General features: G+C 58.4%; 22 protein-coding genes. 14 read left to right on the top strand and 8 right to left on the bottom strand.

Annotated features, from left to right (window positions below; genetic code table 11):
• Positions 1-440: 440 nt before the first annotated feature.
• From ACR0L4_RS18010 to ACR0L4_RS17960, 11 genes are all read left to right on the top strand, one after another.
• On the top strand, positions 441-2,405 hold the full coding sequence (locus tag ACR0L4_RS18010; protein WP_480514473.1) for an AMP-binding protein: 1,965 nt from the start codon (positions 441-443) through the stop codon (positions 2,403-2,405).
• Between the two features lie 79 nt (positions 2,406-2,484).
• Positions 2,485-3,303 (top strand): ABC transporter ATP-binding protein, encoded by an 819-nt coding sequence (locus tag ACR0L4_RS18005; RefSeq protein WP_170753771.1) that lies wholly within the window; start codon positions 2,485-2,487, stop codon positions 3,301-3,303.
• 29 nt (positions 3,304-3,332) lie between these two features.
• A complete protein-coding gene (locus tag ACR0L4_RS18000) occupies positions 3,333-4,319 on the top strand; it encodes a branched-chain amino acid ABC transporter permease (protein WP_480514453.1) in 987 nt (328 codons plus the stop codon).
• Positions 4,320-4,574, top strand: a complete 255-nt coding sequence (locus ACR0L4_RS17995) for a hypothetical protein (protein ID WP_480514452.1) — start codon at positions 4,320-4,322, stop codon at positions 4,572-4,574. It begins immediately after the preceding gene.
• Positions 4,571-4,828 carry a hypothetical protein gene (locus ACR0L4_RS17990; RefSeq protein ID WP_480514451.1) on the top strand — a complete coding sequence of 86 codons (258 nt, stop codon included), beginning with the start codon at positions 4,571-4,573 and terminating at the stop codon, positions 4,826-4,828. Before ACR0L4_RS17995 ends, ACR0L4_RS17990 begins: the two co-directional genes overlap by 4 nt.
• 3 nt (positions 4,829-4,831) lie before the next feature.
• On the top strand, positions 4,832-5,908 hold the full coding sequence (locus tag ACR0L4_RS17985; protein WP_170753778.1) for a branched-chain amino acid ABC transporter permease: 1,077 nt from the start codon (positions 4,832-4,834) through the stop codon (positions 5,906-5,908).
• Between the two features lie 73 nt (positions 5,909-5,981).
• Complete coding sequence (locus ACR0L4_RS17980) at positions 5,982-7,265, top strand: ABC transporter substrate-binding protein (RefSeq protein ID WP_480514450.1); 1,284 nt, start codon at positions 5,982-5,984, stop codon at positions 7,263-7,265.
• Positions 7,266-7,331: 66 nt separating this feature from the next.
• Positions 7,332-8,165: an ABC transporter ATP-binding protein gene (locus ACR0L4_RS17975; RefSeq protein WP_170753782.1), complete on the top strand. Its 834-nt coding sequence runs from the start codon at positions 7,332-7,334 to the stop codon at positions 8,163-8,165.
• A 19-nt stretch (positions 8,166-8,184) separates the two neighbouring features.
• Positions 8,185-9,402: a phenylacetate--CoA ligase family protein gene (locus ACR0L4_RS17970; protein WP_480514449.1), complete on the top strand. Its 1,218-nt coding sequence runs from the start codon at positions 8,185-8,187 to the stop codon at positions 9,400-9,402.
• 104 nt (positions 9,403-9,506) lie between these two features.
• Positions 9,507-11,171 (top strand): ABC transporter permease, encoded by a 1,665-nt coding sequence (locus ACR0L4_RS17965; RefSeq protein ID WP_480514448.1) that lies wholly within the window; start codon positions 9,507-9,509, stop codon positions 11,169-11,171.
• Positions 11,172-11,244: 73 nt separating this feature from the next.
• Positions 11,245-11,595 carry a DUF2794 domain-containing protein gene (locus ACR0L4_RS17960; RefSeq protein ID WP_170753788.1) on the top strand — a complete coding sequence of 117 codons (351 nt, stop codon included), beginning with the start codon at positions 11,245-11,247 and terminating at the stop codon, positions 11,593-11,595.
• Here the strand turns inward: ACR0L4_RS17960 and ACR0L4_RS17955 are convergent.
• From ACR0L4_RS17955 to ACR0L4_RS17945, 3 genes are all read right to left on the bottom strand, one after another.
• On the bottom strand, positions 11,592-12,329 hold the full coding sequence (locus ACR0L4_RS17955; RefSeq protein ID WP_480514447.1) for a C40 family peptidase: 738 nt from the start codon (positions 12,327-12,329) through the stop codon (positions 11,592-11,594). The two genes, ACR0L4_RS17960 and ACR0L4_RS17955, sit on opposite strands and share 4 nt — an antisense overlap.
• Complete coding sequence (locus ACR0L4_RS17950) at positions 12,326-13,708, bottom strand: leucyl aminopeptidase family protein (protein WP_480514446.1); 1,383 nt, start codon at positions 13,706-13,708, stop codon at positions 12,326-12,328. Before ACR0L4_RS17950 ends, ACR0L4_RS17955 begins: the two co-directional genes overlap by 4 nt.
• Positions 13,709-13,771: 63 nt before the next feature.
• The gene (locus tag ACR0L4_RS17945; RefSeq protein WP_170753952.1) at positions 13,772-14,161 is read right to left on the bottom strand and encodes a hypothetical protein; all 390 of its coding nucleotides are present in this window, start codon (positions 14,159-14,161) and stop codon (positions 13,772-13,774) included.
• A gap of 143 nt (positions 14,162-14,304) precedes the next feature.
• On the opposite strand from ACR0L4_RS17945, the gene ACR0L4_RS17940 reads away from it, so the two are divergent.
• Positions 14,305-14,955: a carbonic anhydrase gene (locus ACR0L4_RS17940; protein WP_170753794.1), complete on the top strand. Its 651-nt coding sequence runs from the start codon at positions 14,305-14,307 to the stop codon at positions 14,953-14,955.
• Positions 14,956-15,058: 103 nt separating this feature from the next.
• Complete coding sequence (locus ACR0L4_RS17935; protein WP_480514445.1) at positions 15,059-15,595, top strand: SRPBCC family protein; 537 nt, start codon at positions 15,059-15,061, stop codon at positions 15,593-15,595.
• 21 nt (positions 15,596-15,616) lie between these two features.
• Here the strand turns inward: ACR0L4_RS17935 and ACR0L4_RS17930 are convergent, their stop codons facing one another.
• The 4 genes from ACR0L4_RS17930 to ACR0L4_RS17915 form a co-directional block, all read right to left on the bottom strand.
• Positions 15,617-17,449 carry an amidohydrolase gene (locus tag ACR0L4_RS17930; RefSeq protein ID WP_480514444.1) on the bottom strand — a complete coding sequence of 611 codons (1,833 nt, stop codon included), beginning with the start codon at positions 17,447-17,449 and terminating at the stop codon, positions 15,617-15,619.
• 159 nt (positions 17,450-17,608) lie between these two features.
• Positions 17,609-18,631 carry an aspartate-semialdehyde dehydrogenase gene (locus ACR0L4_RS17925; RefSeq protein ID WP_480514443.1) on the bottom strand — a complete coding sequence of 341 codons (1,023 nt, stop codon included), beginning with the start codon at positions 18,629-18,631 and terminating at the stop codon, positions 17,609-17,611.
• Positions 18,632-18,734: 103 nt separating this feature from the next.
• On the bottom strand, positions 18,735-19,766 hold the full coding sequence (locus tag ACR0L4_RS17920) for a glycosyltransferase family 4 protein (protein ID WP_480514442.1): 1,032 nt from the start codon (positions 19,764-19,766) through the stop codon (positions 18,735-18,737).
• Between the two features lie 21 nt (positions 19,767-19,787).
• A complete protein-coding gene (locus tag ACR0L4_RS17915; RefSeq protein WP_480514441.1) occupies positions 19,788-20,960 on the bottom strand; it encodes an MFS transporter in 1,173 nt (390 codons plus the stop codon).
• Positions 20,961-21,099: 139 nt separating this feature from the next.
• Between ACR0L4_RS17915 and ACR0L4_RS17910 the strand changes: the two genes are divergently transcribed.
• Positions 21,100-22,242, top strand: a complete 1,143-nt coding sequence (locus ACR0L4_RS17910) for a DUF3095 domain-containing protein (protein WP_480514440.1) — start codon at positions 21,100-21,102, stop codon at positions 22,240-22,242.
• A 4-nt stretch (positions 22,243-22,246) separates the two neighbouring features.
• Here ACR0L4_RS17910 and ACR0L4_RS17905 read toward each other — a convergent pair whose 3' ends face one another.
• Complete coding sequence (locus tag ACR0L4_RS17905; RefSeq protein ID WP_480514439.1) at positions 22,247-23,017, bottom strand: HpcH/HpaI aldolase family protein; 771 nt, start codon at positions 23,015-23,017, stop codon at positions 22,247-22,249.
• Positions 23,018-23,070: the final 53 nt, after the last annotated feature.

Genomic DNA, 23,070 nt, shown 5'->3' with positions numbered 1-23,070 from the left:
GCTTGTCCTAGACAACTTTGTAACCGGGGTCACCTTTCCGCCAGACACAGGCCAGAATTATCGCAGTGAATGAGGTCAAAATGGCTACGAGGCTTGCGGTGAATAGTGCCCAAACATTTAAAGGCCTTGTTTTGTTTGACATCTTGCCCTCTGGCTTCCCTATTTTCTCCTTTCTGTCTAACCGTGAACGAGCCGTTTCTGTGACTGCCTGGAGCTATTTGTTTGCAACATTTGGGTGGGTTTTTGAGGTGCCAATGTTTGATAGGTAAATCTCTCTCCACCCCTGTTACAATTCGTAAGGATTGAGAAAACATCAGGCAAAACTTAAAGCTGATCGTGCCATCGTCCCTGATCGGGGCATTGGCGATCGGGCACCACCCCGGACCCGCCATTTCCGGCCCGGGGAGGGGTCGGTGGGGAGGAGAGAAAGATTGGCTCAGATGCAGTCGGGCGCTGAAGGGTTGCACTCCCTTCCGGCTCTATTACACCGCAATATAGCTCAATTCGGCGATGCCCCCGCGTATCGCGAAAAGGAGTTCGGGATCTGGCAATGCTGGACCTGGGCGCAAGCTGCCGAAGAAATCCGTGCCATCGCGCTGGGGTTTCTGGAACTTGGCGTCGAGAAGGGCGACCATATCGCCGTCATAGGCCGCAACCGTCCTGCGCATTACTGGTCGATGGTCGCGGCGCAGATGGTGGGGGCGATTCCGGTGCCGCTGTACCAGGACGCGGTCGCCGAAGAGATGACCTATGTGATGGAACATTGCGGGGCGAAATATGTCGTCTGCGGTGATCAGGAACAGGTCGACAAGGTCATCGAGATTCAGGAAAAAGTGCATCAGATCAAGCACATCCTGTATACAGACAAGCGGGGAATGCGGAAATACGACCATTCCCAGATGAACGCGCTGGACGACATCAAGGCCGAAGGCAGCGCCGGTCATGCCAGGTTTGATGCGGAACTGGACAAGCGTATCGCTGCGATCACTTACGACGATACCTGCGTGATGCTCTATACCTCAGGCACCACGGGCAAGCCCAAGGGTGTGGTGCTGTCGAACCGGAATGTCATTGAAAGCGCCAAGAATTCTGCAGAGTTTGACCATCTGACCCGGAATGAGGACATCCTGTCCTATCTGCCGATGGCCTGGGTGGGCGATTTCATCTTTTCCATCGGTCAGGCCTATTGGTGCGGGTTCTGCGTGAACTGCCCCGAAAGCGCTGACACGATGATGACCGACCTGCGCGAAATCGGACCGACCTATTTCTTCGCCCCGCCGCGCGTGTTCGAGACGCAGCTGACCAATGTGATGATCCGGATGGAGGATGCGGGCAAGCTCAAGCAACGCATGTTCCATCACTTCATGGCGCATGCCAAGAAGGTCGGCGGTCAGTTGCTGGACGGCAAACCGGTGGGTTTCGGCGACAAGTTGAAATATGCGCTGGGCAATCTGCTGGTCTACGGCCCGCTCAAGGATACGCTGGGCTATGGCCGGTTCCGTGTGGGGTATACGGCGGGGGAGGCGATTGGGCCTGAAATCTTTGATTTCTACCGCTCGTTGGGCATAAACCTGAAGCAGCTTTACGGTCAGACCGAGGCGACTGTTTTCATCACACAACAGCCCGATGGCGAGGTGCGTGCGGATACGGTCGGTGTTCCGGCCCCTGCGGTTGAGCTGAAGATCGACGACACTGGCGAGATTCACTATCGCTCACCCGGGGTGTTTGTCGAATACTACAACAACCCGGACTCCACCGCCTCAACCAAGGACGCCGAGGGCTGGGTGGCCACCGGCGATGCCGGTTTCATCGAGGAAAGCAGCGGCCATCTGCGCATCATCGACCGTGCCAAGGACGTGGGCAAAATGGCCGATGGCTCGATGTTTGCGCCGAAATATGTCGAGAACAAGCTGAAGTTCTATCCCGACATTCTTGAGGTCGTGCTGTTCGGCAATGGCAAGGATCGCTGCGTGGCTTTCATCAATATCGACCTGACGGCGGTCGGCAACTGGGCCGAGCGCAACAATGTGGCCTATGCGTCTTATCAGGAACTGGCGGGTCATCCGCGTGTGTTAGAGACGATCAAGGCCCATGTGGAAGCGGTCAACAAATCTGTCGCCGCCGATGAAATGCTATCGGGCTGTCAGGTGCATCGCTTTGTGGTTTTGCACAAGGAGTTGGACGCGGATGATGGCGAGATGACCCGGACCCGTAAGGTGCGTCGTGGGTTCGTTGAGGAGAAGTTCCACGATATCATCGCCGCGCTGTATGACGGGTCGTCAAGCGTTTCAACCACGACCGAGGTGACCTATGAAGATGGTCGCAAAGGATCGATCAGCGCCACGCTTGAAATCGTGGATGCGCCGGTTGTTGCGGTCGCGCAGCACAAGGTGGCAGCGGAATGAAGGGTCTGACGTGCGCCGCTCGACCTGCGGTCATCGCCCCGCCCGCCATCCCGTTTTTGCGTAAGTCTGGGAGAGGCTGATGCTGGATAGTTCCGAAGGATATGTCACCGAAGACGGCCGTCAGATCGGCGGTGTGGTGATGGAGATGAAGAACATCACCCTGCGTTTTGGCGGTGTGGTGGCGATCAAGGATATCTCGTTCGACATTCGCGAAGGTGAGATCCGCGCCATTATCGGGCCGAACGGGGCGGGCAAGTCCTCGATGTTGAACGTGATTTCCGGGTTTTATGTCCCGCAAGAGGGCGAAGTCTGGTTCCATGGGGCCAAGCGCCCGCCGATGCGACCCTTTGAGGTGGCACAGCAGGGGATCGCTCGGACGTTCCAGAACATAGCCCTGTTCGAAGGCATGAGCGTTCTGGACAACGTGATGACCGGGCGGCTGAATTTCATGAAGACAAACATGTTCCAGCAAGCGTGGTGGAAGGGGAAGGCCGAGGCGGAAGAGACCGAAAACCGCGAAGCTGTTGAGAAGATGATCGATTTTCTGGAAATCCAGCACATCCGCAAGACGCCAGTGTCGCGCCTGCCTTACGGGTTGAAAAAGCGGGTTGAACTTGCCCGTGCCCTAGCCGCCGAGCCCAAGCTGTTGCTGTTGGACGAGCCGATGGCGGGCATGAACGTGGAAGAGAAAGAGGACATGAGCCGCTTTATTCTGGACGTGAATGATGAGTTCGGCACGACGATTGCGCTTATCGAGCACGATATGGGAGTTGTGATGGACCTGAGTGATCGTGTGGTTGTGATGGATTACGGAAAGAAAATTGGTGACGGCACACCCGACGAGGTGCGCAACAACCAAGAGGTCATCGATGCCTATCTGGGGGTCAGCCATGACTGATATCCGGGCAGATATTTGGGGAGGCGCAGATGCCTGAACAACTCGTTTTTGCGATGGAGGTCATTCTCAACGGTCTGATGGCCGGGGTGCTGTATGCTTTGGTCGCACTGGGCTTTGTGCTGATCTACAAGGCCTCGGGGATTTTCAACTATGCGCAAGGGGTTATGGCCCTTTTCGCGGCGATGACTCTGGTCGGGATCATGAAAGGGCAGGTTCCCTTCGCGCATATGATCAACGCGATATTCGGGACCAAAATTCACTATTTCGGTTGGAACGTGCCTGCTGTTTTGGCGATCCTTTTGACAATGGCGGTCATGGTGGTGCTGGCCTGGGCCGTGCAACGGTTCGTGATGCGCCATCTGGTTGGGCAGGAACCGATCATTCTGTTCATGGCGACCATCGGGCTGGCCTATTTCCTTGAGGGCGTTGCTGACCTGATGTGGGGATCCGAGATCAAGACGCTGGATGTGGGTTTGCCGCAAGGGATCAACCTTTGGATTGATGAAAGCACCTACAACATTTTCGGCTACGGGTTCTTTATCGACAATCTGGACATCGTGGCGACGGTGATCGCGGCGCTGCTGGTGGCGGCTCTGGTTGCGTTCAGCCAATACACCAAACAGGGCCGCGCGATGCGAGCGGTGGCGGATGATCATCAGGCGGCTCTGTCTGTTGGGATCTCGCTGAACTTCATCTGGATCATGGTCTGGTCTGTCGCCGGATTTGTCGCGCTGGTCGCGGGCATCATGTGGGGCACTAAATCGGGCGTGCAGTTCTCGCTGTCTCTGATTGCCCTCAAGGCGCTGCCGGTTCTGATGTTGGGTGGCTTTACCTCGATCCCCGGTGCCATTGTCGGTGGCTTGATCATCGGAGTTGGGGAAAAGCTGTTCGAGTTCGCCCTTGGCCCCGCGTTGGGCGGCGCGACCGAGAATTGGTTTGCCTATGTGCTGGCGTTGATCTTTCTGGTGTTCCGGCCTCAAGGTCTCTTCGGTGAGAAAATTATCGAGAGAGTATAGATGGACAAACTAGAACCCCTCTTCAAAGCACTGCCAATAGCATTGTTGGGCTACGGATTGGCCCGCTCATTGGGAGAGTGTTTTGAAATCAACTTGGCCGGTTCGAGTATGCTGATGGCAGGCGAAACGGAGTGGCAGATGAGAATGATTTTGTATGCCGGATATCTGCGGGCGTTGGATTCTCTGTTCTTCTACTCTGCCCTCGCTGCGGTTGTTCACTGGCTTAACGTTAGAAACAGAGGTGCCACGGCATGACCAAACTCCTCGCTATCATCAACGTCATCGCATGGGCTGGGTTTTGGGCTTTTGGGTACATCGCCCTGACCTCGGACGATCTGACCGATAGCCAACTGACCATCGCGGCAATTCTGGCCTTTGCGGGTCTGATCATGGGTGTTCTGGCCTACCTGAAACTGGTGCGCGCTTCAGAGGCGAGCGGATATGCCAAGGGCTCAAACCAATTGGACGCCGCGGCCCGGAACCGGGCGCAGGAAGAATGGGGAAAGTAAGACATGTTCTATCGTGAGGCCGGGGATTTCAAAACCTCGTACATAGCTGACAGCCAGACCTTCCCGATCAAGTTCGACCGGTATCGGTACTATGTTGTGCTGGCGGTGGCGTTTGGGATCATTCCGTTCATCATCAATGATTACTGGGCAAATGCGCTGCTGCTGCCGTTCCTGATCTATGCCATTGCGGCGATTGGGCTGAACATTCTGGTCGGGTATTGCGGGCAGGTCAGCCTTGGTACCGGTGGTTTCATGGCAGTTGGGGCCTATGCCTGCTACAAGCTTATGACGGCCTTCCCGGATGTCAGCATGTTCATTCACGTCCTGCTGGCCGGAGGGATCACAGCGCTGGTGGGAGTGGTTTTTGGCCTGCCAAGCCTGCGGATCAAGGGGTTCTATCTGGCGGTGGCCACGTTGGCGGCGCAATTCTTCCTTGTGTGGCTCTTCAACCGGGTGTCGTGGTTCTATAACTACTCGGCTTCCGGTCAGATCAACGCACCGGAACGGGACGTGTTCGGCATCATCATCACAGGCCCGAACGCGCCGGCCTGGGCTGCCTATCTGTTCTGCCTGATCTTCCTGACAGCCAGCGCCATCATCGCGCGCAATCTTACCCGCGGCACCACAGGCAGAACCTGGATGGCGATCCGCGACATGGACATCGCTGCCGAGATCATCGGCGTGAACCCCCTCAAGGCCAAACTGACCGCCTTTGCCGTCAGCTCATTCTTCGTGGGCATTGCGGGGGCGCTGTTCTTTGCGGTTTATCTGGGCGCGGTCGAAGTCGGTGAGGTCTTTGGCATCCAGAAATCATTCCTGGTGCTGTTCATGGTAATTATCGGCGGATTAGGGTCGATTTTCGGGTCCTTCGCCGGGGCGGCGTTCCTTGTGCTGCTGCCAGTCGTGCTGAAAGTTGTCGGCGTCGATGTGCTGGGCTGGCCCACGGATATCGTGGCGCACCTGAACCTAGTGATCGTGGGCGCGCTGATCATCATGTTCCTGATCCTCGAACCGCACGGGCTGGCGCAGCTGTGGCGTGTTGCAAAAGAAAAACTCAGACTATGGCCGTTCCCGCACTAAGGGCCGGCCCAACGATAAGACGGGCGCAAACGTCCGACCACTCCATCGGATCAATCAAGGGAGGTAACACCCGATGAACAAGACACTGGCAACCATGGCGCTTGGCGCTCTGATGGCTGCAGGGCCAGCAATGGCGGATTTGGTAATCCCGGATCTCAGCTATCGCACCGGGCCTTACGCAGCGGGTGGTATCCCGTTTTCGGACGGGTATAACGACTATTTCACCCTGCTGAATGAACGCGATGGCGGCATCGGGGGCGAGCCGGTCCGGGTCGTACAATGCGAAACCGGGTACAACACCGAGAAAGGTGTCGAGTGCTATGAATCCACAAAGGGTGAAGGCGCGCTGGTCTATCAGCCTTTGTCGACCGGAATCACCTATCAGCTGATCCCCAAAGTGACCGCAGACGGAATCCCGCTGCACACGATGGGCTATGGTCGTACATCGGCGGCTAACGGTACTGTGTTCAGCCACGTGTTCAACTATCCGGCCAACTATTGGAACGGTGCCTCGGCGGCGATCAACTATCTGCTGGGCCAGAATGATGGAGACGTCAGCGGCAAGAAGATTGCACTGGTCTACCACAACTCGGCCTATGGCAAGGAACCGATCCGCACCCTGGAAAATCTGGCTGAAAAGCACGGTTTCGAGTTGTCTCTGCTGCCGGTCGACCATCCCGGTCAGGAACAGAAATCCCAGTGGCTGCAAATCCGCCGTGACAAACCCGACTATGTGATCATGTGGGGCTGGGGCGTGATGAACCAGGTCGCAATCCAAGAGGCGGCAAACATCCGTTATCCGATGGAAAATTTCATTGGTGTCTGGTGGTCCGGGGCCGAGTTCGATGTGGCACCGGCGGGTGAAAAGGCAAACGGGTACAAGGCGCTGACCTTCACGGGTCTGGGTGATGACTATCCCGTTTATGCTGATCTGCAGAAATACGTGGTTGATGCAGGGAAAGCTGCAGGTGCGGGCGATCAACTGGGTGCGGTGCAGTACAACCGTGGCCTCTATGCCGCGATGTTGGCGGCTGAGGCGATCAAAACCGCGCAGGACATCCACGGGACGGCCGACATTACGCCAGCCATGATGCGTGACGGTATGGAGGCGCTGGAAATCACCAACGCCAAGATGGACGCGCTGGGCATGGCTGGCTTTGGGCCCGAGTTCAAGGTTTCCTGTGAAAACCATGGTGGACCGGGTCTGGTCGGTGTTGTGCAGTGGGATGCGTCCGCCAAGACGTGGAACACCGTGCAGGACTTCATGCCGACCGACGCCGAAGTGATCGGTGCACTGATCGCCGAGGACTCGGCGGCTTATGCGGCCGAGAACAACATCGAAGCGCGCTGCAACTGATGAAACTTCGGGACGGCAGCTCACCTGCCGTCCCGACCCAAACACATGGCATGAGGACCAAAGCTGATGCTGGATGCGGCCCAAACCACCGAAGTGCAGGCGGAAACCCTGCTTGAGGTCAACAATATCGAGGTGATCTACAACCACGTGATCCTCGTGCTGAAAGGTGTCAGCCTGACCGTGCCCAAGGGCGGTATCACAGCGCTTCTGGGCGGCAATGGCGCGGGCAAGACGACGACGCTCAAGGCGGTGTCGAACCTGCTGCATTCCGAGCGGGGCGAAGTCACCAAAGGATCGATCAAGTATCGCGGCCAAAGCGTGCATGAAAGCGATCCGGCGGATCTGGTCGAAAAAGGCGTCATCCAGGTCATGGAAGGCCGCCACTGTTTTGAACATCTGACGGTCGAGGAAAATCTGCTGACGGGTGCCTATACCAGAAAAGATGGCAACGCAGCGATCCAACAGGACCTTGAGCTTGTCTACAACTATTTCCCGCGTCTGAAGGAGCGCCGCCGAAGTCAGGCGGGTTATACCTCGGGCGGCGAACAGCAAATGGTCGCGATGGGCCGGGCCCTGATGTCACGACCGGAAACGATCCTGCTGGACGAACCTTCGATGGGTTTGGCGCCGCAGCTGGTCGAAGAGATCTTTGGCATCGTCAAGGACCTGAACGAGCAGGAAGGCGTGTCTTTCCTGCTTGCGGAACAGAACACCAATGTTGCGCTGCGGTTTGCGCATTACGGCTACATTCTGGAATCCGGTCGGGTTGTGATGGATGGCCCCGCGGCCGAGCTGCGCGAGAACCCGGACGTTAAGGAATTTTACCTCGGCATGTCGGACGAAGGCCGCAAAAGCTTTCGCGACGTGCGCTCCTATCGTCGCCGGAAACGGTGGTTGTGATTTGATGGAGGATATGGCGATGACCTATTTCGACGTACTCGAAACGCGCTCAGCGGACCAACGTGCCTCTGATCAGGCTTTGGCGTTGCGCACGCAGCTGGAGCGCGCCAAATCAGCACCGGGATTTGCGGCGCATTTTTCCGAAATAGATACTCGCAAGGTGCAGTCAGCTGATGATTTGCCGTTGTTGCCGGTGCTGCGCAAGACAGATCTGACCCGAGCTCAGGCGGATCGTCCGCCTTTTGGCGGCTTTACGGTGAAACCGGCGCGGCACTTCCATCACGTGTTCCAATCGCCGGGCCCGATCTATGAGCCCGGCTGCACCGATCACGACTGGTGGCGCATGGGGCGGTTCCTGAATGCTGCAGGCGTTGGTGCAGGGGACATCGTGCAGAACTGTTTCGGCTATCACCTGACGCCTGCCGGAATGATCTTCGAAAATGGTGCCCGCGCTGTGGGGGCCGCCGTTTTGCCCGCAGGAACCGGCCAGACTGAACTGCAGGTGACTGCCGCCCGTGATGTCGGATGCACCGCCTATGCGGGCACGCCGGATTACCTGAAGGTGATCCTGGACAAAGCCGACGAGATGGGCGTTGCACTGAGTTTTTCGAAAGCAGCTGTGGGTGGCGGTGCGTTGTTCCCGTCATTGCGCCAGGAATACGCAGATCGGGGCATTTCCTGTCTGCAATGCTATGCCACCGCCGATCTGGGCAACATCGCCTATGAAAGCGCGGCGATGGAAGGGATGATCCTGGACGAACACGTCATTGTCGAGATTGTAACCCCCGGAACCGGCACTCCGGTTGCGCCAGGTGAGGTTGGTGAGGTCGTGGTAACCTCGCTCAACCCCGACTATCCGCTCATCCGGTTCGCCACCGGAGACCTTTCGGCGATCATGCCGGGGCAGTCGCCCTGCGGCCGGACCAACGCCCGGATCATGGGGTGGATGGGGCGTGCGGATCAAACCACCAAGATCAAGGGTATGTTCGTGCGACCGGAACAGGTGGCGGCACTAGTCGACAAGCATGACGAGATCGTCAAAGCCCGCGTCATAGCGGCCCGTCAGGGTGAGATGGACACGATGACCGTCCAGATCGAAAGCCCGGACGGCAACGATATGGCCTATGCGAAATCTGTCGCTGAGGTTTTGAAACTGAAAGGCGCGATTGAAATCGTGGCCCCGGGTTCCTTGCCCAAAGATGGGTTGGTGATCGAGGATCAGCGCGTCTATGAATAGTGTCTGCGGCAGTATGTGCCGTAGATTTGTTTTCTCCCGCACTGGTGTTTCCGAGCGTTTTGGTCGATTAAAGACATAGCTTTTGCCAACCACCAGCCGGGACAATGGCCCAGATCGACTATTCTGAAAACGGATCACGAAACCGCGGCGTGCGCGGCACCCGGCTGTTGGCCGGGTTTGCTTATGTAGTGGCGGCTGCGTGCCTGTTGCCGATGGCAGCGGTGTTTCTGGCCGCGCTGACCGGCGGCACCGAGACGATCTCGCATCTTCTGGACACGGTTTTGCCCCGCTACACTGCAACAACGCTGATCCTGGTGAGCCTGGTGGCTGTGGGCACGTTCTCGATTGGCACAGGGGCCGCCTGGCTGGTGACCATGACCCGGTTTCCCGGCGTTCGTTTGTTGGAGATTGCGCTGGTCCTGCCGCTGGCTTTCCCGGCCTATGTGCTCGCCTATGCCTATACGTTCATTCTGGATCACCCCGGCATCGTGCAATCCCTGTTGCGTGATGTGACAGGCTGGGGCCCACGCGACTACTGGTTCCCCGAGATACGCTCGACCGGGGGTGCAGCGGTTATGCTGACCCTGGTGCTGTACCCTTATGTCTACCTGTTGGCGCGGGCGGCGTTTCTGCAGCAAAGCGCAACAGCGTTTCTGGCCGCGCGTGCGTTGGGCAACAACCCGTGGCTGGCGTTTCGGCGAGTCTCATTGCCGATGGCGCGTCCGGCTATTGCGGGCGGGGTGCTGCTTGCCATCATGGAGACGATTGCCGATTTCGGAACCGTATCCTATTTCGGTGTCCAGACATTTGCGACCGGCATCTATACCAGTTGGTTTTCGCTGGGCGACCGCGCCGGTGCCGCTCAGTTGGCCCTGTGTCTGCTGACATTTGCCCTGCTGTTGGCCGTGGCCGAGCGCACGCGGCGTGGCAAGGCGAAATACTATCAGGCGGGCAAGCAACACGCGGCCTTGCCAGCGGCCCGTCTGACAGGGTGGCGCGCGATAGGGGCCTTTACCCTTTGCGGTATTCCGGTGCTGTTTGGTTTCCTGCTGCCGGTATTCGTTCTTGTCGACATGGGTTTGGATTCGGAACAGAACCTGCTGTCGCCGCGGTATGTTGGGTTCGTTCAGAACTCGTTGATACTTGCAGGCACGGCTGCTGTGTTCACGGTCTGCGCCGCGGTCAGCGTCGGCTTTTTCCAGCGCTTGCGACCCGGGCGGGCGTCGTCAACCACAGCCTATGTTGCCCGGTTGGGCTATGCTGTGCCGGGCGGCGTGATCGCTGTGGGGCTGATCGTTCCCTTTGCCAGTTTCGACAACGCGTTGGACGCATGGATGCGCCAGACCTTTGATGTTTCGACCGGTCTTTTGGTCACTGGTTCGATCTGGTTGCTTGTTCTGGCCTATATGGTGAGGTTTCTGGCTGCCGCGCTCAGCGCCTATGAGGGCGGACAGAGCACAGTGCACGCCAATATGGATGCCGCTGCCCGATCGCTGGGGCAAACGCCATTGGGCACGTTGCGGCGGGTACATCTACCGATTCTGACGCCGTCTTTGCTGACAGCCCTGTTGATCGTGTTTGTCGATGTGATGAAAGAGCTGCCTGCCACATTGATCATGCGACCGTTCAATTTCGATACCCTGGCCGTACAGGCATATCGGCTGGCATCCGACGAACGGTTGGAGGGCGCAGCGGTGCCCTCATTGGTCATACTGGCTGTGGGTTTGTTGCCGGTGATCCTGATCTGTCGACAGGTTGGTCGGCGGTAACACCCCACGCCGAATTCTGGCTGTTACGCGCATCGGGCTTGATTCATTTGCGATTTCCGGCAAGGCTTGAGGTATGAACATGCAGCCTCCCAGCCGGTTCTCTGCCAACTCGGCCCAGATGCCCGTCGCGTTCGACCGGCGCGAGATGTCCCATATCCTGTCCGTCTATGGCCGGATGGTTGCCGCCGGAGAATGGCGCGACTATGGAATATCCAACCTGTGCGACACAGCGATTTTCTCGATTTTCCGGCGCACGGCAGAACACCCGATCTATCGCATCGAAAAGCACCCACGCCTGCGGCAAAAGCAGGGAATGTATTCGGTCGTCGGAATGGACGGGCGTATCCTGAAACGCGGTCATGATCTGCGTACGGTCTTGCGGGTACTTGAGCGCAAACTGATCCGCTCGGTCAGCCCGGACTAAAGCCTTTTACGGGCCGTTACGGGCCCATCACCTTGTGCCAGAATGCGTGCAATGGCCTGATCCATGGGCTCATTGACTACCGCCATGTGATGCGCGTTGGCATGCAACAACATGTTCCGTCCAGAGACCCAGGCCACATGGCCCTTCCAGAACAGCAGATCGCCGCGCTGGGGCATCGCGGTTTCTGGCAGAGCTGTGCCCACAATCTTTTCCTGATCGCCGCTGTCACCGGGGCAGGGGATGCCACAGGCCAGCAATCCAGCTTGAACCAGACCGGAACAGTCTATCCCAAACCGGCTGTTCCCACCCCAGAGGTAGGGCGTACCCATAAACAACTCGGCCACTGCGACGGGATCGCTTTGCATGTCTGAGATTTGCGCTGTGTGTATCGTGGGAATGAACCCCAATTCGGTTTCCACGAACGTGTCGGTCTGCGACAGAGCCTGCACAGTGCTGCCAAAACTCAATGAAACTAGGTCGCGGGTTTTCATGTCCGCCTGTTCATACGCATGGGTCGCCGGCGCAATGACCTTATGGGTTTGCGAAACAACCGATGCCAACTGAGCCGAGCGAACCCATCCCGCGTAACCGTCCTTGTCCGCCGTGATCCGGCTCCACCCGTCTTGGTCCTCGGCAACCCTTACGGTGTCGCCGAACAGCAGTTGCCGGTCGCGTGGACCGTCGGGCCGGCGCAACAGATCAATGACGGGTTGAACGACGCGCAGGTGGGTCATAGGCCCAATATCTCGGGCAGAGCGCCAAGGACGGCGCGCGGCCCTTGCCCCAACCCACCTTTGCTGCGACCGGGTTGTTTGCTGGGCTGCCACGCGTAGATGTCGAAATGCATATAGGCGCTATCTTCGACAAAGCGGCGCAGGAACAGGGCGGCGGTGATGGACCCCGCGAACCCGCCTGAAGGTGCGTTATCAAGATCCGCAATGCCGGGTTCGATCATCGCCTCGTAGGGGGTGTGAAACGGCATCCGCCAGACCGGGTCGGCGGCTTGGGCAGCAGCCTTTCTGAGCGCCCCGGCGATGTGATCATCATCGGTATAGAACGGGGCCAGATCAGGGCCTACAGCCACGCGCGCTGCACCTGTCAGGGTCGCCATCGAGATCACCAGATCCGGTTTCCCTTCATCTGCCAGTGCCAGCGCATCGGCCAGAACCAGCCGCCCTTCGGCATCGGTGTTGTTGATTTCGACGGTCAGCCCCTTGCGTGAGGTCAGGATGTCACCGGGCCGAAACGCGTTGCCGGAGACGGCATTTTCGACCGCCGGGATCAGGACCTGCAATTGCAGCGGCAGGTTCAGCGCCATGATCATCCGGGCAAGCCCCAGTACATTTGCCGCACCGCCCATATCCTTTTTCATCAAACCCATGGACGCGCCGGGTTTCAGGTTCAGGCCACCCGTATCGAAACACACGCCTTTCCCAACCAGGGTCAGCTTCGGGCCGGTCAAACCCCAATTGATTTCGATCAGGCGCGGGGCCTGAGCCGCCGCCCGACCCACTGTGTGGATCATCGGGAAATTCTGCTCCAGAAGAGCGTCTCCGATGATCGTGTTGCAGGACGCCCCATAGTCATTGGCAAGGGACTGCGCTGCTGATTGCAGCTGTTCTGGTCCCATATCCGATGCAGGAGTATTGATCAGGTCACGGGTCAGAGCCTCGGCATTTGCCATTGCCTCAACCCGTGCAGCATCCACCCCGTCCGGCGCGACCAGACGGGCATTTGCGCGGGATTGCGTGGCGTAGCGATCAAAAACGTATCCCGTAAGCAACCATCCCAGACATTCTGTCTCTAGCTGTTCCGACGGGATGCCAGTCGCGATGTGATAGGCACCTTCGGGCAACGTGCCAACCGCAGCGGCCAGCGGAAATCGCTGACGGGCGCGTTTGGCTTTGGTCCCATACCCTGCCAGCGCAAATTCGGCCCGGCCATCGCTGCCCGGAACCAAGAGGGTTTGACCCGCCGCGCCGGTGAACCCGTTGGTTTCGACCCAATCACGTACTTGAACCGGCTGACCCTCAAGCCAGCCGTCCAAATCGGATTGCGCGATCACATGGAGGGCAACAGAAGGGTCGGATGGCGGGGCAAAGCTCAGGGTCATGGGCGTCTCGGCTGAAAAGATTTGCGCTCAGACTAGCCACCTGTCGACCGCCCGCAACCCCCGTCATACGGAAAGATCCTGCTGATCCCAAATCGCAGTCAACGAGCGTTCGCCCACGCGGATCAAACGACCCAACGTTGCGCCCGCTGCCACAGCGTCGCCTGCATCCACCGCGCCCGCCACATCACCCGCAACCCGGGCCAATGCGGTCATCCCGATCTGATCAGCAATCGCCACCAGCGACTTCGAGCACTTGCGCAATGCGTCCCAGTCCCGCTGCCGCCAGTGGCGTTCGCAATTCGACAGGCGCACAGCCAGTTCTTCAACCGTCCGGCACAGCACGTCCAACGCGTTCTCACTGCCCAACTGCCGGTGCAAACCATTCAAGCGGTCCCGGTCCAGCCGCACAGATTCCTTGTGTTCAAGTGTGAGTACTTTATCCACCACATTCACCCTAGTTTTGTCGCCCCCACGGCGTCGTCTGATACTGGTGGCAAATTCCTTTGCAAAACCTTGCGCCGAATTTGGATAATGGCTCGAATTTTCCTTGAATTCAGTTTACAGCAGCCTACGGAACGAAAGACAGGGACACCGAAATGGACATAGCCAAACCTTTGCCAACCTATCTGGTGAAACGGTATCACGGCTGGAAAGCGACGACCTATTCGGAAAATCAGGTCTGGTATCGACGTCTGGCAGATGAAGGGCAGCGCCCGCGGGCAATGGTGATTTCCTGTTGTGACAGCCGGGTGCATGTAACCTCGATCTTCGGGGCGGATCAGGGTGAGTTCTTCATTCACCGCAACATCGCCAACCTTGTCCCGCCTTATGCACCCGACGGGGACCATCATGGCACAAGTGCAGCCATCGAATATGCGGTCACAGCATTGAAGGTCGCGCATCTTATCGTTCTGGGACATTCCCAATGCGGCGGCGTGCAGGGCTGCATCGATATGTGCAAAGGCGAGGCCCCTCAACTGGAAGCAAAAGAGAGCTTTGTTGGCCGCTGGATGGACATCCTCAAACCAAAGTTCGAGTTGGTTGCGGATATCGCGGATGGCACCGATCAAGCCCGCCAGTTCGAACGACAAGCGGTTGTTGCTTCGTTGGAAAACCTGATGACCTTTCCTTTCGTGTCCTCGGCAGTCGAGAATGATACGCTCAGCCTGCACGGGCTATGGACGGATATCGGTGCCGGCGGGCTGGAGTGTTTCGATTCCTACCAGAAAAAGTTTGTGCCAGTCTGACCTGACCACTCTGAAATAGCATGTCGGTTCGCAGATTCAGGTTCGGGCGATCCAGGTTTTTCTGATATGCTCTGGGCAAAGGATTTATCCCTTGGAGCATTTTATGAAATTGATAAAACGTGTTTTTCTTGGTCTGTTCCTTGTTGTACTGGCGTTGGTCGGCATTGCATATCTGCTGCCCTCTAAAACCGAAGTGTCACGCAGCATCACCATTGACGCCTCGCCCGAGGCGATCTTTCCTTATGTGAACTCAATGCAGCAGACCGAGCATTGGTCGCCCTGGCTGCACCAGGACCCAGAGACAAAGTTGACCTATTCCGGGCCAGAGTCGGGGGTCGGGAACACTTTGAACTGGAGTTCTGACGACCCGCAAGTTGGAACCGGATCGCAGGAGATCGTCGAAAGTGTTACGAACCAAAGCGTGCAAACTGCCCTTGATTTCGGCCCGATGGGTACGGCTGCGGCAGCGTTTGTCCTGCAGCCCAACGGTGATCAGACGCAGGTGACATGGGGGTTCGAGTCCGAACTGGGCATGAACCCCATGACACGGTGGATGGGGGTGATGATGGACCGCTGGGTTGGCGGAGACTATGAGCGCGGTCTGATGAACCTCAAGGTTTTGGTCGAAGGGCAGGGGTAGCTCTGCCCTCGGAAAAGCCCTTCAATTGCGTTTTGGCTCCGTCGCCAGCCAAGGCTGTTCCACTTTCATCCCCTGATAAATCGCGTGCAGGAAGGTATGCGCAGTTACCGGATCGCTAGAAAAGGGAGAAAAGTCCAGCTTGCCTTCTCGGATGCCGTCTTCAGCTTCGTAGACAACTGTATCGTTCTTCACGGTCACCAGAACCTGTAGCTCGGCCAGAGTTTCCGGGTCCACCGCCGTCGGATCGTCCGAAAGGATGACGAAGTCGGCAACCTTTCCATCTTCGATCGAGCCCTTCTGATCCTCTTCGAAATGCTGCCATGCCGGCCAAATCGTCATGGCTTTAAGGGCGGTCATGACATCGACACGTTGATGCGGGCCCAGAATGTCACCTGACCGGGTGCGTCGCGTCACTGTCGCGGCCAGAACACGCATGCTGTCGGGCAAAGCGACCGGCGCATCGTGATGCGTGCCGAACATCATGTCACGCTCTCGTATCCATCCGGTCGGCGAGATATTCTCACCGTTGATCGGGCCGACGGTATGGTCGCGATGCCAATCGCCCCAATAGAACGTGTGCATGGGAAAGACCGATGGGAACACGCCCAAGCGCTTGAAGCTGGCGACCTGATCCTCGCGCAAAAATTGGCCATGGATCAGAACCGGGCGGTTTCCGGGGTCGCCATATTTCATTTGGGCTTCTTCCAGAGCGGCGATCAGCATGTCCGATGCGCCTTCGCCATTCGAATGCACCAGGATCTGAATGCCGTTCTCATAGCACCAGTTCACTGCACCTTGAAGCTGCTCCATCGTGATCGCTGAATAACCTGTATAGCCTGCGGGATATGAACCAACCGGATCGTAGTAGGGACGGTCGCGCAGCGCCGTGAAACCCTGGGGCGAGCCATCAATAGTCAGCTTGCAGCCGCCGACGCGGACCCTATTCGTGTAGTCCTCTGAGACATTACTGCCAATGTAGTCCTGCGCCTCCAGAACGTCGGGAAAGGCAACCACGTCAATGGGCAGTTCGCCATTGGCTCCAACCTTTTTCAGCACCTCGACGATCTCACCGGATGACCGGCCCTCTTGACCGGTGGTGTATCCGAACCGGGCCCAAAGCGTGCTGCCGGCGCGGGCAAACTCAGCCAAACCCTCTTCGCCCAGATCGCCAAGAAGAGGCACCAACAAGGCGAAAAACGCATACTCCTCTAGCACTCCGTTAGGTTCGCCGTTCTCGTCCCGTTGAATAACGCCGCCCGGCGGTGCCTCGGATACAGCAGTGATGCCGGCGAGTTCCAGCGCCTTTGAGTTGCCAACACCCAAATGTCCGGATTGGTGGATGATCACGACGGGTATGGTGGTGGAAACGGCGTCCAGATCCTGGCGTGTGGGATGCCGCAGCTCGGCCAGTTGCGCATTGTCATACCCAAAGCCAATGATCATATTCGCGTTTTCTACGGCTTCGGCATTTGCCTCGGCCCAAGCTGTCAGAGTGGCCTGCAAACTGGTGATGTCTGTCACCTCTCCGTCCGGAGGTGCCAGCATGTTGGCCGACAAGGCTTGCAACCCGCCCATCACAACGTGCCCGTGGCTGTCGACAAATCCAGGCAGCATCGCGCGCCCTGCCAGATCGAACGCAGTGGTTTCGTCGCCTTGGTAGGCGGCCATATCTGCAAGCGATCCGACCGCCAGAATGCGGCCATCCCGGACCGCAACAGCCTCGACCGAGGGCTGGTCATCATTGATCGTAAGAATGGGGCCGCCGGAATAGATCGTATCGGCGATCTCTTGCGATGTCGCGGACAGCGGAGAAAGAGTGGCGAGTAATATGAAAGGAACAGAGAAAATGCGCATCGTAAAACCCTTTGGATGGTTTTCTTAAGGCTATGAACGCAAAATACCACGGATTGCAGCACCTGTCCTTTATCTTGAACGAGACCATGTCGGTGCACACGCAAAGAAAAAGGGCCGCTTCTGACGAAACGGCCCTTTGCAAAAAAGTCAGGTTAGGGATTAGCCCTTCTTCAGAACTTCACGGCCCAGCAGTTCGGCAATCTGCACGGCGTTCAGGGCGGCGCCCTTGCGCAGGTTGTCCGAGACACACCACAGGTTCAGGCCGTTCTCGACGGTCGAGTCCTGACGGATGCGGCTGATGAAGGTGGCGAAATCGCCGACACATTCAGCGGGCGAGACGTAGCCGCCGGCCTCACGCTTGTCGATCACCATGATACCCGGGGCTTCGCGCAGAATGTCGCGGGCTTCATCTTCGTCCAGGAACTCCTCGAACTCGATGTTCACAGCCTCGGAGTGGCCGACGAACACAGGCACGCGGACGCAGGTGGCCGTGACCTTGATCGACGGATCGACGATTTTCTTGGTCTCGACAACCATCTTCCACTCTTCCTTGGTCGTGCCGTCTTCCATGAAGACGTCGATCTGCGGGATGACGTTAAAAGCGATCTGCTTCTGGAACTTCTTCGGCTCAACCTCGTTGATCGGATTGTAGACGGCCTTGGTCTGTTCCCACAGCTCGTCCATGCCCTCTTTGCCTGCACCGGACACCGACTGGTAGGTCGAGACAACAACGCGTTTGATCTTGGCGCGGTCATGCAGCGGCTTCAGCGCGACAACCATCTGCGCGGTCGAGCAGTTGGGGTTGGCGATGATGTTCTTGTTCTTGTAGTCGTGGATCGCCTGCGGGTTGCACTCGGGCACGATCAGCGGGATCTCGGGGTCGTAGCGATAGAGCGACGAGTTGTCGATCACCACGCAGCCCGCCGCAGCGGCCTTGGGCGCATAATCCTTGGTCGCCGCAGAGCCCACGGCGAACAGGGCCATATCCCAGCCGGTGAAATCAAAGGTGTCCAGGTCTTTGGTCGTGAGTGTCTTGTCGCCAAATGTCACCTCAGTACCCAGCGAACGGCGGCTTGCCAGCACGGCAAGTTCGTCCACGGGGAACTGGCGTTCCGCCAGGATGTTCAGCATTTCGCGGCCCACATTACCTGTGGCGCCGACGACGACGACGCGATAGCCCATTTCATGTCTCCAAAGTTAAGGACGCGCGTTCATAGCCGCGTTGCAGCAAAGAAAAAAGAGCTTTCGGAACGTATTTCGACGAATGACGTCGAATTGAGGCGCTTCAGTCGCCCAGAAGACGCTTGTAAAGGGCAACCAGCGTCTTCGCCTCACCCTGGATGTCGAAGTTTTTCTCGACATGGGTGCGGGCGGACTGCCCGGCCTGAGACAGGGAATCACGGTTTTCGAGCATCTCGGCGGCCGCATTGGCCAATGCCGAAATGTCGTCCGGGACGACCACGCGACCCAGTGACGGGTCGGTGACGATCTCGGAAAACGCGCCGACATCAGTAGCGACAACAGGCACACCACAGGCCATCGCCTCAAGAGGCGTGAGGCCGAAGCCCTCCCAGCGTTGGGGGGCGATGAACAGGTCCAGCACCTGATACCATTCCGCGATCTGGTCGACGGTGACCTCGGGCATGAAGAGGATACGATCAGACAGGCCCGCCTTGGCGACCTTGTCTTTCTGCTCGGACAGAAAAGCCGTGTGTTTTTCCGTGGCGCGGCCCATGACAATGCCCGAGACATCCTTGGACCGCGCGCAGAGATCAATCATGGCGTCGACAAAAGCGTCGGTGCCTTTCTGATGGCGGATGCGGCCGTAGCAGCCTAGCAGCAGGCCGTTCGGTAGCCCCAGTCGCGCGCGAAGTGCGGCTTTGTCCTCAGGCGGGGTAAAATCGTCCAGGTTGATGCCATGCATGATCACCTGCGCGTCTAGTTCCAGATAGCCTGCGGTCTTGCGCGAGGTCGCGACAATCGCGTCCATCTTGTCGATCAGCCATTTCGTATAGCCCGTATGCGCCCGTTGCGATGCGCTGGTAAACAGCAGTTTCAGCTTCAACCGGAAGACATTGCGCAGGATCAGGCCCAGCAGCATCTCGGTATTGCGGCGTGCGTGCCAAACCCGCAGCGTTCGACGGGACAGAAAAGGAAGACGGCCCAGCGGGATATGCGGAATGTCGGCGGGCAGCCCCGGCCCGGTGGCGGCGATGTCGATCTGTTGCGCCTGCAGCGGGACCAGCCGCGCAATCGTTGCGGTCACGCCCGAAAGCCTGCGTTTGAGATTGGGGGCAATGACGACGGGGTCTTTCACCGGGCTCTCCTGATCGTTGCGTCAGTCGACGCTATCCCTGCTGAATAGATAGATCACGCAGCCGATGGCAAGGGCGGCTGCAAAAAAGCCGAATATCGCGATGTAGGAGGCGGTGGGTCCAACGCCTGCATATGCGGCATGAATACGCCCGGTTGCGAATTGTGCGATGCCGACGCCTCCGATGCCGAACAGGTTCAGCAACGTGACCCCGCGCCCGACCAGATGCGGCGGGACAAAGGCGCGGCCATGGGCCATGATGACGGGAAAACTTGCGCCCAGAAAACCGATCACGGACAGCAGCAGGACCGAAACCCAGATTGCATTGTCGATCCATACGCACAGCAGCAGCAGCGCAGCGGCCCCCAGCGTGTTACCCCCCAGGATGACCCATTTGCGGGTGCCGAACAGGCGATCCAATGGGCCATAGACAAACGTGCCTGCGATCATCGCTGCCCCCATCACCAGTGTCGCGGTTCCAATCTGTGTGGTCGTCAGGTTGAACACGTCATTCAGATAGGGACCGGCCCACAATCCCCGCAAGGCCGCTGACGGCGCATAGGCCACCAGCATCAGTGGCAGGATCAGCCACAATGCGGGTTCCTTCAGCAAATCCAGGACCGAGCCCTTGTGTTCGGTCTCGACCTTTGAGGGGTCACACACGCTTAGCCAAATACCCAGAGAGGTTGCTGCGGAAATAGCTGCTAGTCCGACCATCGTCGCGCGCCAGCCCATCTGCTCGACCGCCAGCGCTGTGGGATAGGACGCGACCAGATTGCCGACGGAGCCGACGCCCAGCATCACCGCAGCAAGCGTGGCAAACCGCGCCGGTGCGTATTCGCGAGCGAAAATGAAATAAGACGCCATAAGGACAGGGGAACAGCCCACCCCGATCAGGGCCATGGCAAGGCTGACATGAAACGGTGAGGTTGCGGCTGCAAAAATCGCCGCACCACCAGCGCCGCCAAACAGCAGCAAAACGGCGGCGGTCAAACGTGGACCCACCCGGTCCAACGCCCAGCCGACCGGCAGTTGCATCGCGGCAAACACCAGAAACCAAAGGCCCGATGCAAAGGCCAGATCTTCGGGTGTGGCGCCCAAATCGCGTTCCAGATCGAGGCTCAGAACCGCCAAAAACGCGCGGAAAAACTGGCTTAGCACATAAGCCAGACACAGCACCACCAAACCTGCCTGCATAAACGGCCCTTTCCCGCGCAATTCCAACACCCTGCTTGGCACGCCATGGAAAAACGCACAAGCACGTGTACTATGTTGCAAGAGGCAGACACGGATCACTTTCGAGCTAGTTCACACGTATTGAGTCCAAGGGGGGACAATGAAAGACCTCCATTCTGCATTTTACGACACCCTACCGCTGCTGCATGATTTTACGCGGCTGGCTGATCCTGCCCAATTCGTGCAGGTGCCGGATGACTGGGTGGTCGGCGTTGCCGACATTGTCGATTCTACGGGTGAGATCGCGCGGGGACGCTACAAGACCGTGAATATGGTTGGTGCTGCGGTGATCTCAGCCATGATCAACGCGCTGGAGGGTGCCCCGTTCCCCTATGTGTTTGGCGGCGACGGGGCGGGGTTTGCCGTTCCACCAAGCGCCGCTGACGCCGCGCGGTCTGCTTTGGCGGCTTTGCGGCGGTGGGCCGATGAAGAATTCTCGATGCCTCTGCGGGCGGCGCTTGTTCCCGTGGCCGAACTGCGCGCAGCAGGCAAGGACTTGCGCGTGGCGCGGTATGCTCCGTCGCCAGGTGTGGACTATGCGATGTTCTCGGGTGGAGGGTTGGCCTGGGCCGAGGCTCGAATGAAGGGCGGGGACTGGGCCATTGCGCCCGCGGACCCCGGAGCCCAACCCGACCTGACCGGCCTGTCCTGCCGCTGGTCCAACAGCGTAGCGCAGCATGGCCAGATCGTGTCGATCGTGGTGCAGCCGACCGCCAAAGCAACCGACAGCGACTTTGCCGATCTGGCCCAGTCGGTTCTGTCGATGTCCGAACGCCTGGATCGTGCGGGCCATCCGGTGCCGGAACGCGGTCCGCCCATAAGTTGGCCGCCCCCGGATGTCTCTCTGGATGCGCATGTGTCACGTGCCGGGCGCAACCTGTTCTGGCAAAGGGTCAAACTGATGATCCAGAACCTGATGATTGCGACGCTGTTTCTGACAGGCAAACGCCTTGGTCAGTTTGAGCCTGAACACTATCGACGCATGGTCAGCCGAAATGCGGATTTCCGCAAGTTCGATGACGGTCTGAAAATGACCCTGGATTGCGATGCTGATACGTTGAAGCAGATCGAACAGATGCTGGGCGAGGCACAGGGTCGGGGAAAGATCCGTTACGGCTTGTATGCACAGGATGAAGCGATGATGACCTGCTTTGTGCCCTCGGCCACGCGTGATGACCATGTGCATTTCGTCGACGGGGCGTCGGGTGGCTATGCACAGGCCGCAGCGGCCATGCGCACATGACGGGTTATTTACCTGTCCACTCGGATGCCAGATCGCGCGCCGTTTGCGCCAGCAGCATGACGTCAATTCCAACGGCCAGAAACTGTGCGCCCATCTCCATATAGGTCTGCCGGGCAGTGTCATTGGTGCCCAGAATGCCCGGTGCCTTGCCCGCCGCCTTGATCCTGGCCAACGCGTCGGCAATCACGGCGCGCACTTCGGGCGCGGCGCTGTCGCCCTGATATCCCATATCCGTGGACAAATCCGCCGGGCCGATGAACACGCCATCCACACCGTCAACGGTGAGGATATCGTCCAGAGCCTGTATGCCGGCGCGGTTTTCGACCTGCACCAGAAGGCAGATTTCCTGGTCCGCCGTTTCAATGTAATCTGCGACCGATCCATACTGTGTCGCTCGGGATGCCGCGGCCCCAACCCCGCGTGCACCCTCGGGAGGGTAGCGACATGCGCGCACCAGTTCGCGTGCCTGTTCGGCGCTTTCGACAATCGGCACCAAAATGGTCTGCGCACCTGCATCCAAAACCATCTTGATCAGCCAGGTCTCGCCCACCGGCACCCGGACCACCGGATGCGACGGGCTGTTGGCCAGCGCCATCAGTTGATCCCGAATTGAGCGGATATCATTTGGCGCATGCTCTCCATCGATCACCAGCCAGTCGAAGCCCGCCGTGCCCATGATCTCGGCGGTGACCGGTTCGGCAAAGCTCATCCAGCAACCGATTTGCCGTTCTCCCTGTTTCAGAGCCTTCTTGAACGGATTTGTAGGTGTCGCCATCCCCTGTCCTCCTGAGGCTGATCCCCCTGAACGCAGAGGTGTCTTGCTGCTCA

It is taken from the genome of Ruegeria sp. AB5 (assembly GCF_056542645.1).
This window is presented reverse-complemented; position numbering and strand designations above follow the sequence as displayed.

Excerpts from the sequence above, each read along its gene's own strand:
- ACR0L4_RS18010 (WP_480514473.1), top strand. The coding sequence starts at position 441 with ATGCAGTCGGGCGCTGAAGGGTTGCACTCCCTTCCGGCTCTATTACAC.
- ACR0L4_RS18005 (WP_170753771.1), top strand. The coding sequence starts at position 2,485 with ATGCTGGATAGTTCCGAAGGATATGTCACCGAAGACGGCCGTCAGATC.
- ACR0L4_RS18000 (WP_480514453.1), top strand. The coding sequence starts at position 3,333 with ATGCCTGAACAACTCGTTTTTGCGATGGAGGTCATTCTCAACGGTCTG.
- ACR0L4_RS17995 (WP_480514452.1), top strand. The coding sequence starts at position 4,320 with ATGGACAAACTAGAACCCCTCTTCAAAGCACTGCCAATAGCATTGTTG.
- ACR0L4_RS17990 (WP_480514451.1), top strand. The coding sequence starts at position 4,571 with ATGACCAAACTCCTCGCTATCATCAACGTCATCGCATGGGCTGGGTTT.
- ACR0L4_RS17985 (WP_170753778.1), top strand. The coding sequence starts at position 4,832 with ATGTTCTATCGTGAGGCCGGGGATTTCAAAACCTCGTACATAGCTGAC.
- ACR0L4_RS17980 (WP_480514450.1), top strand. The coding sequence starts at position 5,982 with ATGAACAAGACACTGGCAACCATGGCGCTTGGCGCTCTGATGGCTGCA.
- ACR0L4_RS17975 (WP_170753782.1), top strand. The coding sequence starts at position 7,332 with ATGCTGGATGCGGCCCAAACCACCGAAGTGCAGGCGGAAACCCTGCTT.
- ACR0L4_RS17970 (WP_480514449.1), top strand. The coding sequence starts at position 8,185 with ATGACCTATTTCGACGTACTCGAAACGCGCTCAGCGGACCAACGTGCC.
- ACR0L4_RS17965 (WP_480514448.1), top strand. The coding sequence starts at position 9,507 with ATGGCCCAGATCGACTATTCTGAAAACGGATCACGAAACCGCGGCGTG.
- ACR0L4_RS17960 (WP_170753788.1), top strand. The coding sequence starts at position 11,245 with ATGAACATGCAGCCTCCCAGCCGGTTCTCTGCCAACTCGGCCCAGATG.
- ACR0L4_RS17955 (WP_480514447.1), bottom strand. The coding sequence starts at position 12,329 with ATGACCCACCTGCGCGTCGTTCAACCCGTCATTGATCTGTTGCGCCGG.
- ACR0L4_RS17950 (WP_480514446.1), bottom strand. The coding sequence starts at position 13,708 with ATGACCCTGAGCTTTGCCCCGCCATCCGACCCTTCTGTTGCCCTCCAT.
- ACR0L4_RS17940 (WP_170753794.1), top strand. The coding sequence starts at position 14,305 with ATGGACATAGCCAAACCTTTGCCAACCTATCTGGTGAAACGGTATCAC.
- ACR0L4_RS17935 (WP_480514445.1), top strand. The coding sequence starts at position 15,059 with ATGAAATTGATAAAACGTGTTTTTCTTGGTCTGTTCCTTGTTGTACTG.
- ACR0L4_RS17930 (WP_480514444.1), bottom strand. The coding sequence starts at position 17,449 with ATGCGCATTTTCTCTGTTCCTTTCATATTACTCGCCACTCTTTCTCCG.
- ACR0L4_RS17925 (WP_480514443.1), bottom strand. The coding sequence starts at position 18,631 with ATGGGCTATCGCGTCGTCGTCGTCGGCGCCACAGGTAATGTGGGCCGC.
- ACR0L4_RS17915 (WP_480514441.1), bottom strand. The coding sequence starts at position 20,960 with ATGCAGGCAGGTTTGGTGGTGCTGTGTCTGGCTTATGTGCTAAGCCAG.
- ACR0L4_RS17910 (WP_480514440.1), top strand. The coding sequence starts at position 21,100 with ATGAAAGACCTCCATTCTGCATTTTACGACACCCTACCGCTGCTGCAT.
- ACR0L4_RS17905 (WP_480514439.1), bottom strand. The coding sequence starts at position 23,017 with ATGGCGACACCTACAAATCCGTTCAAGAAGGCTCTGAAACAGGGAGAA.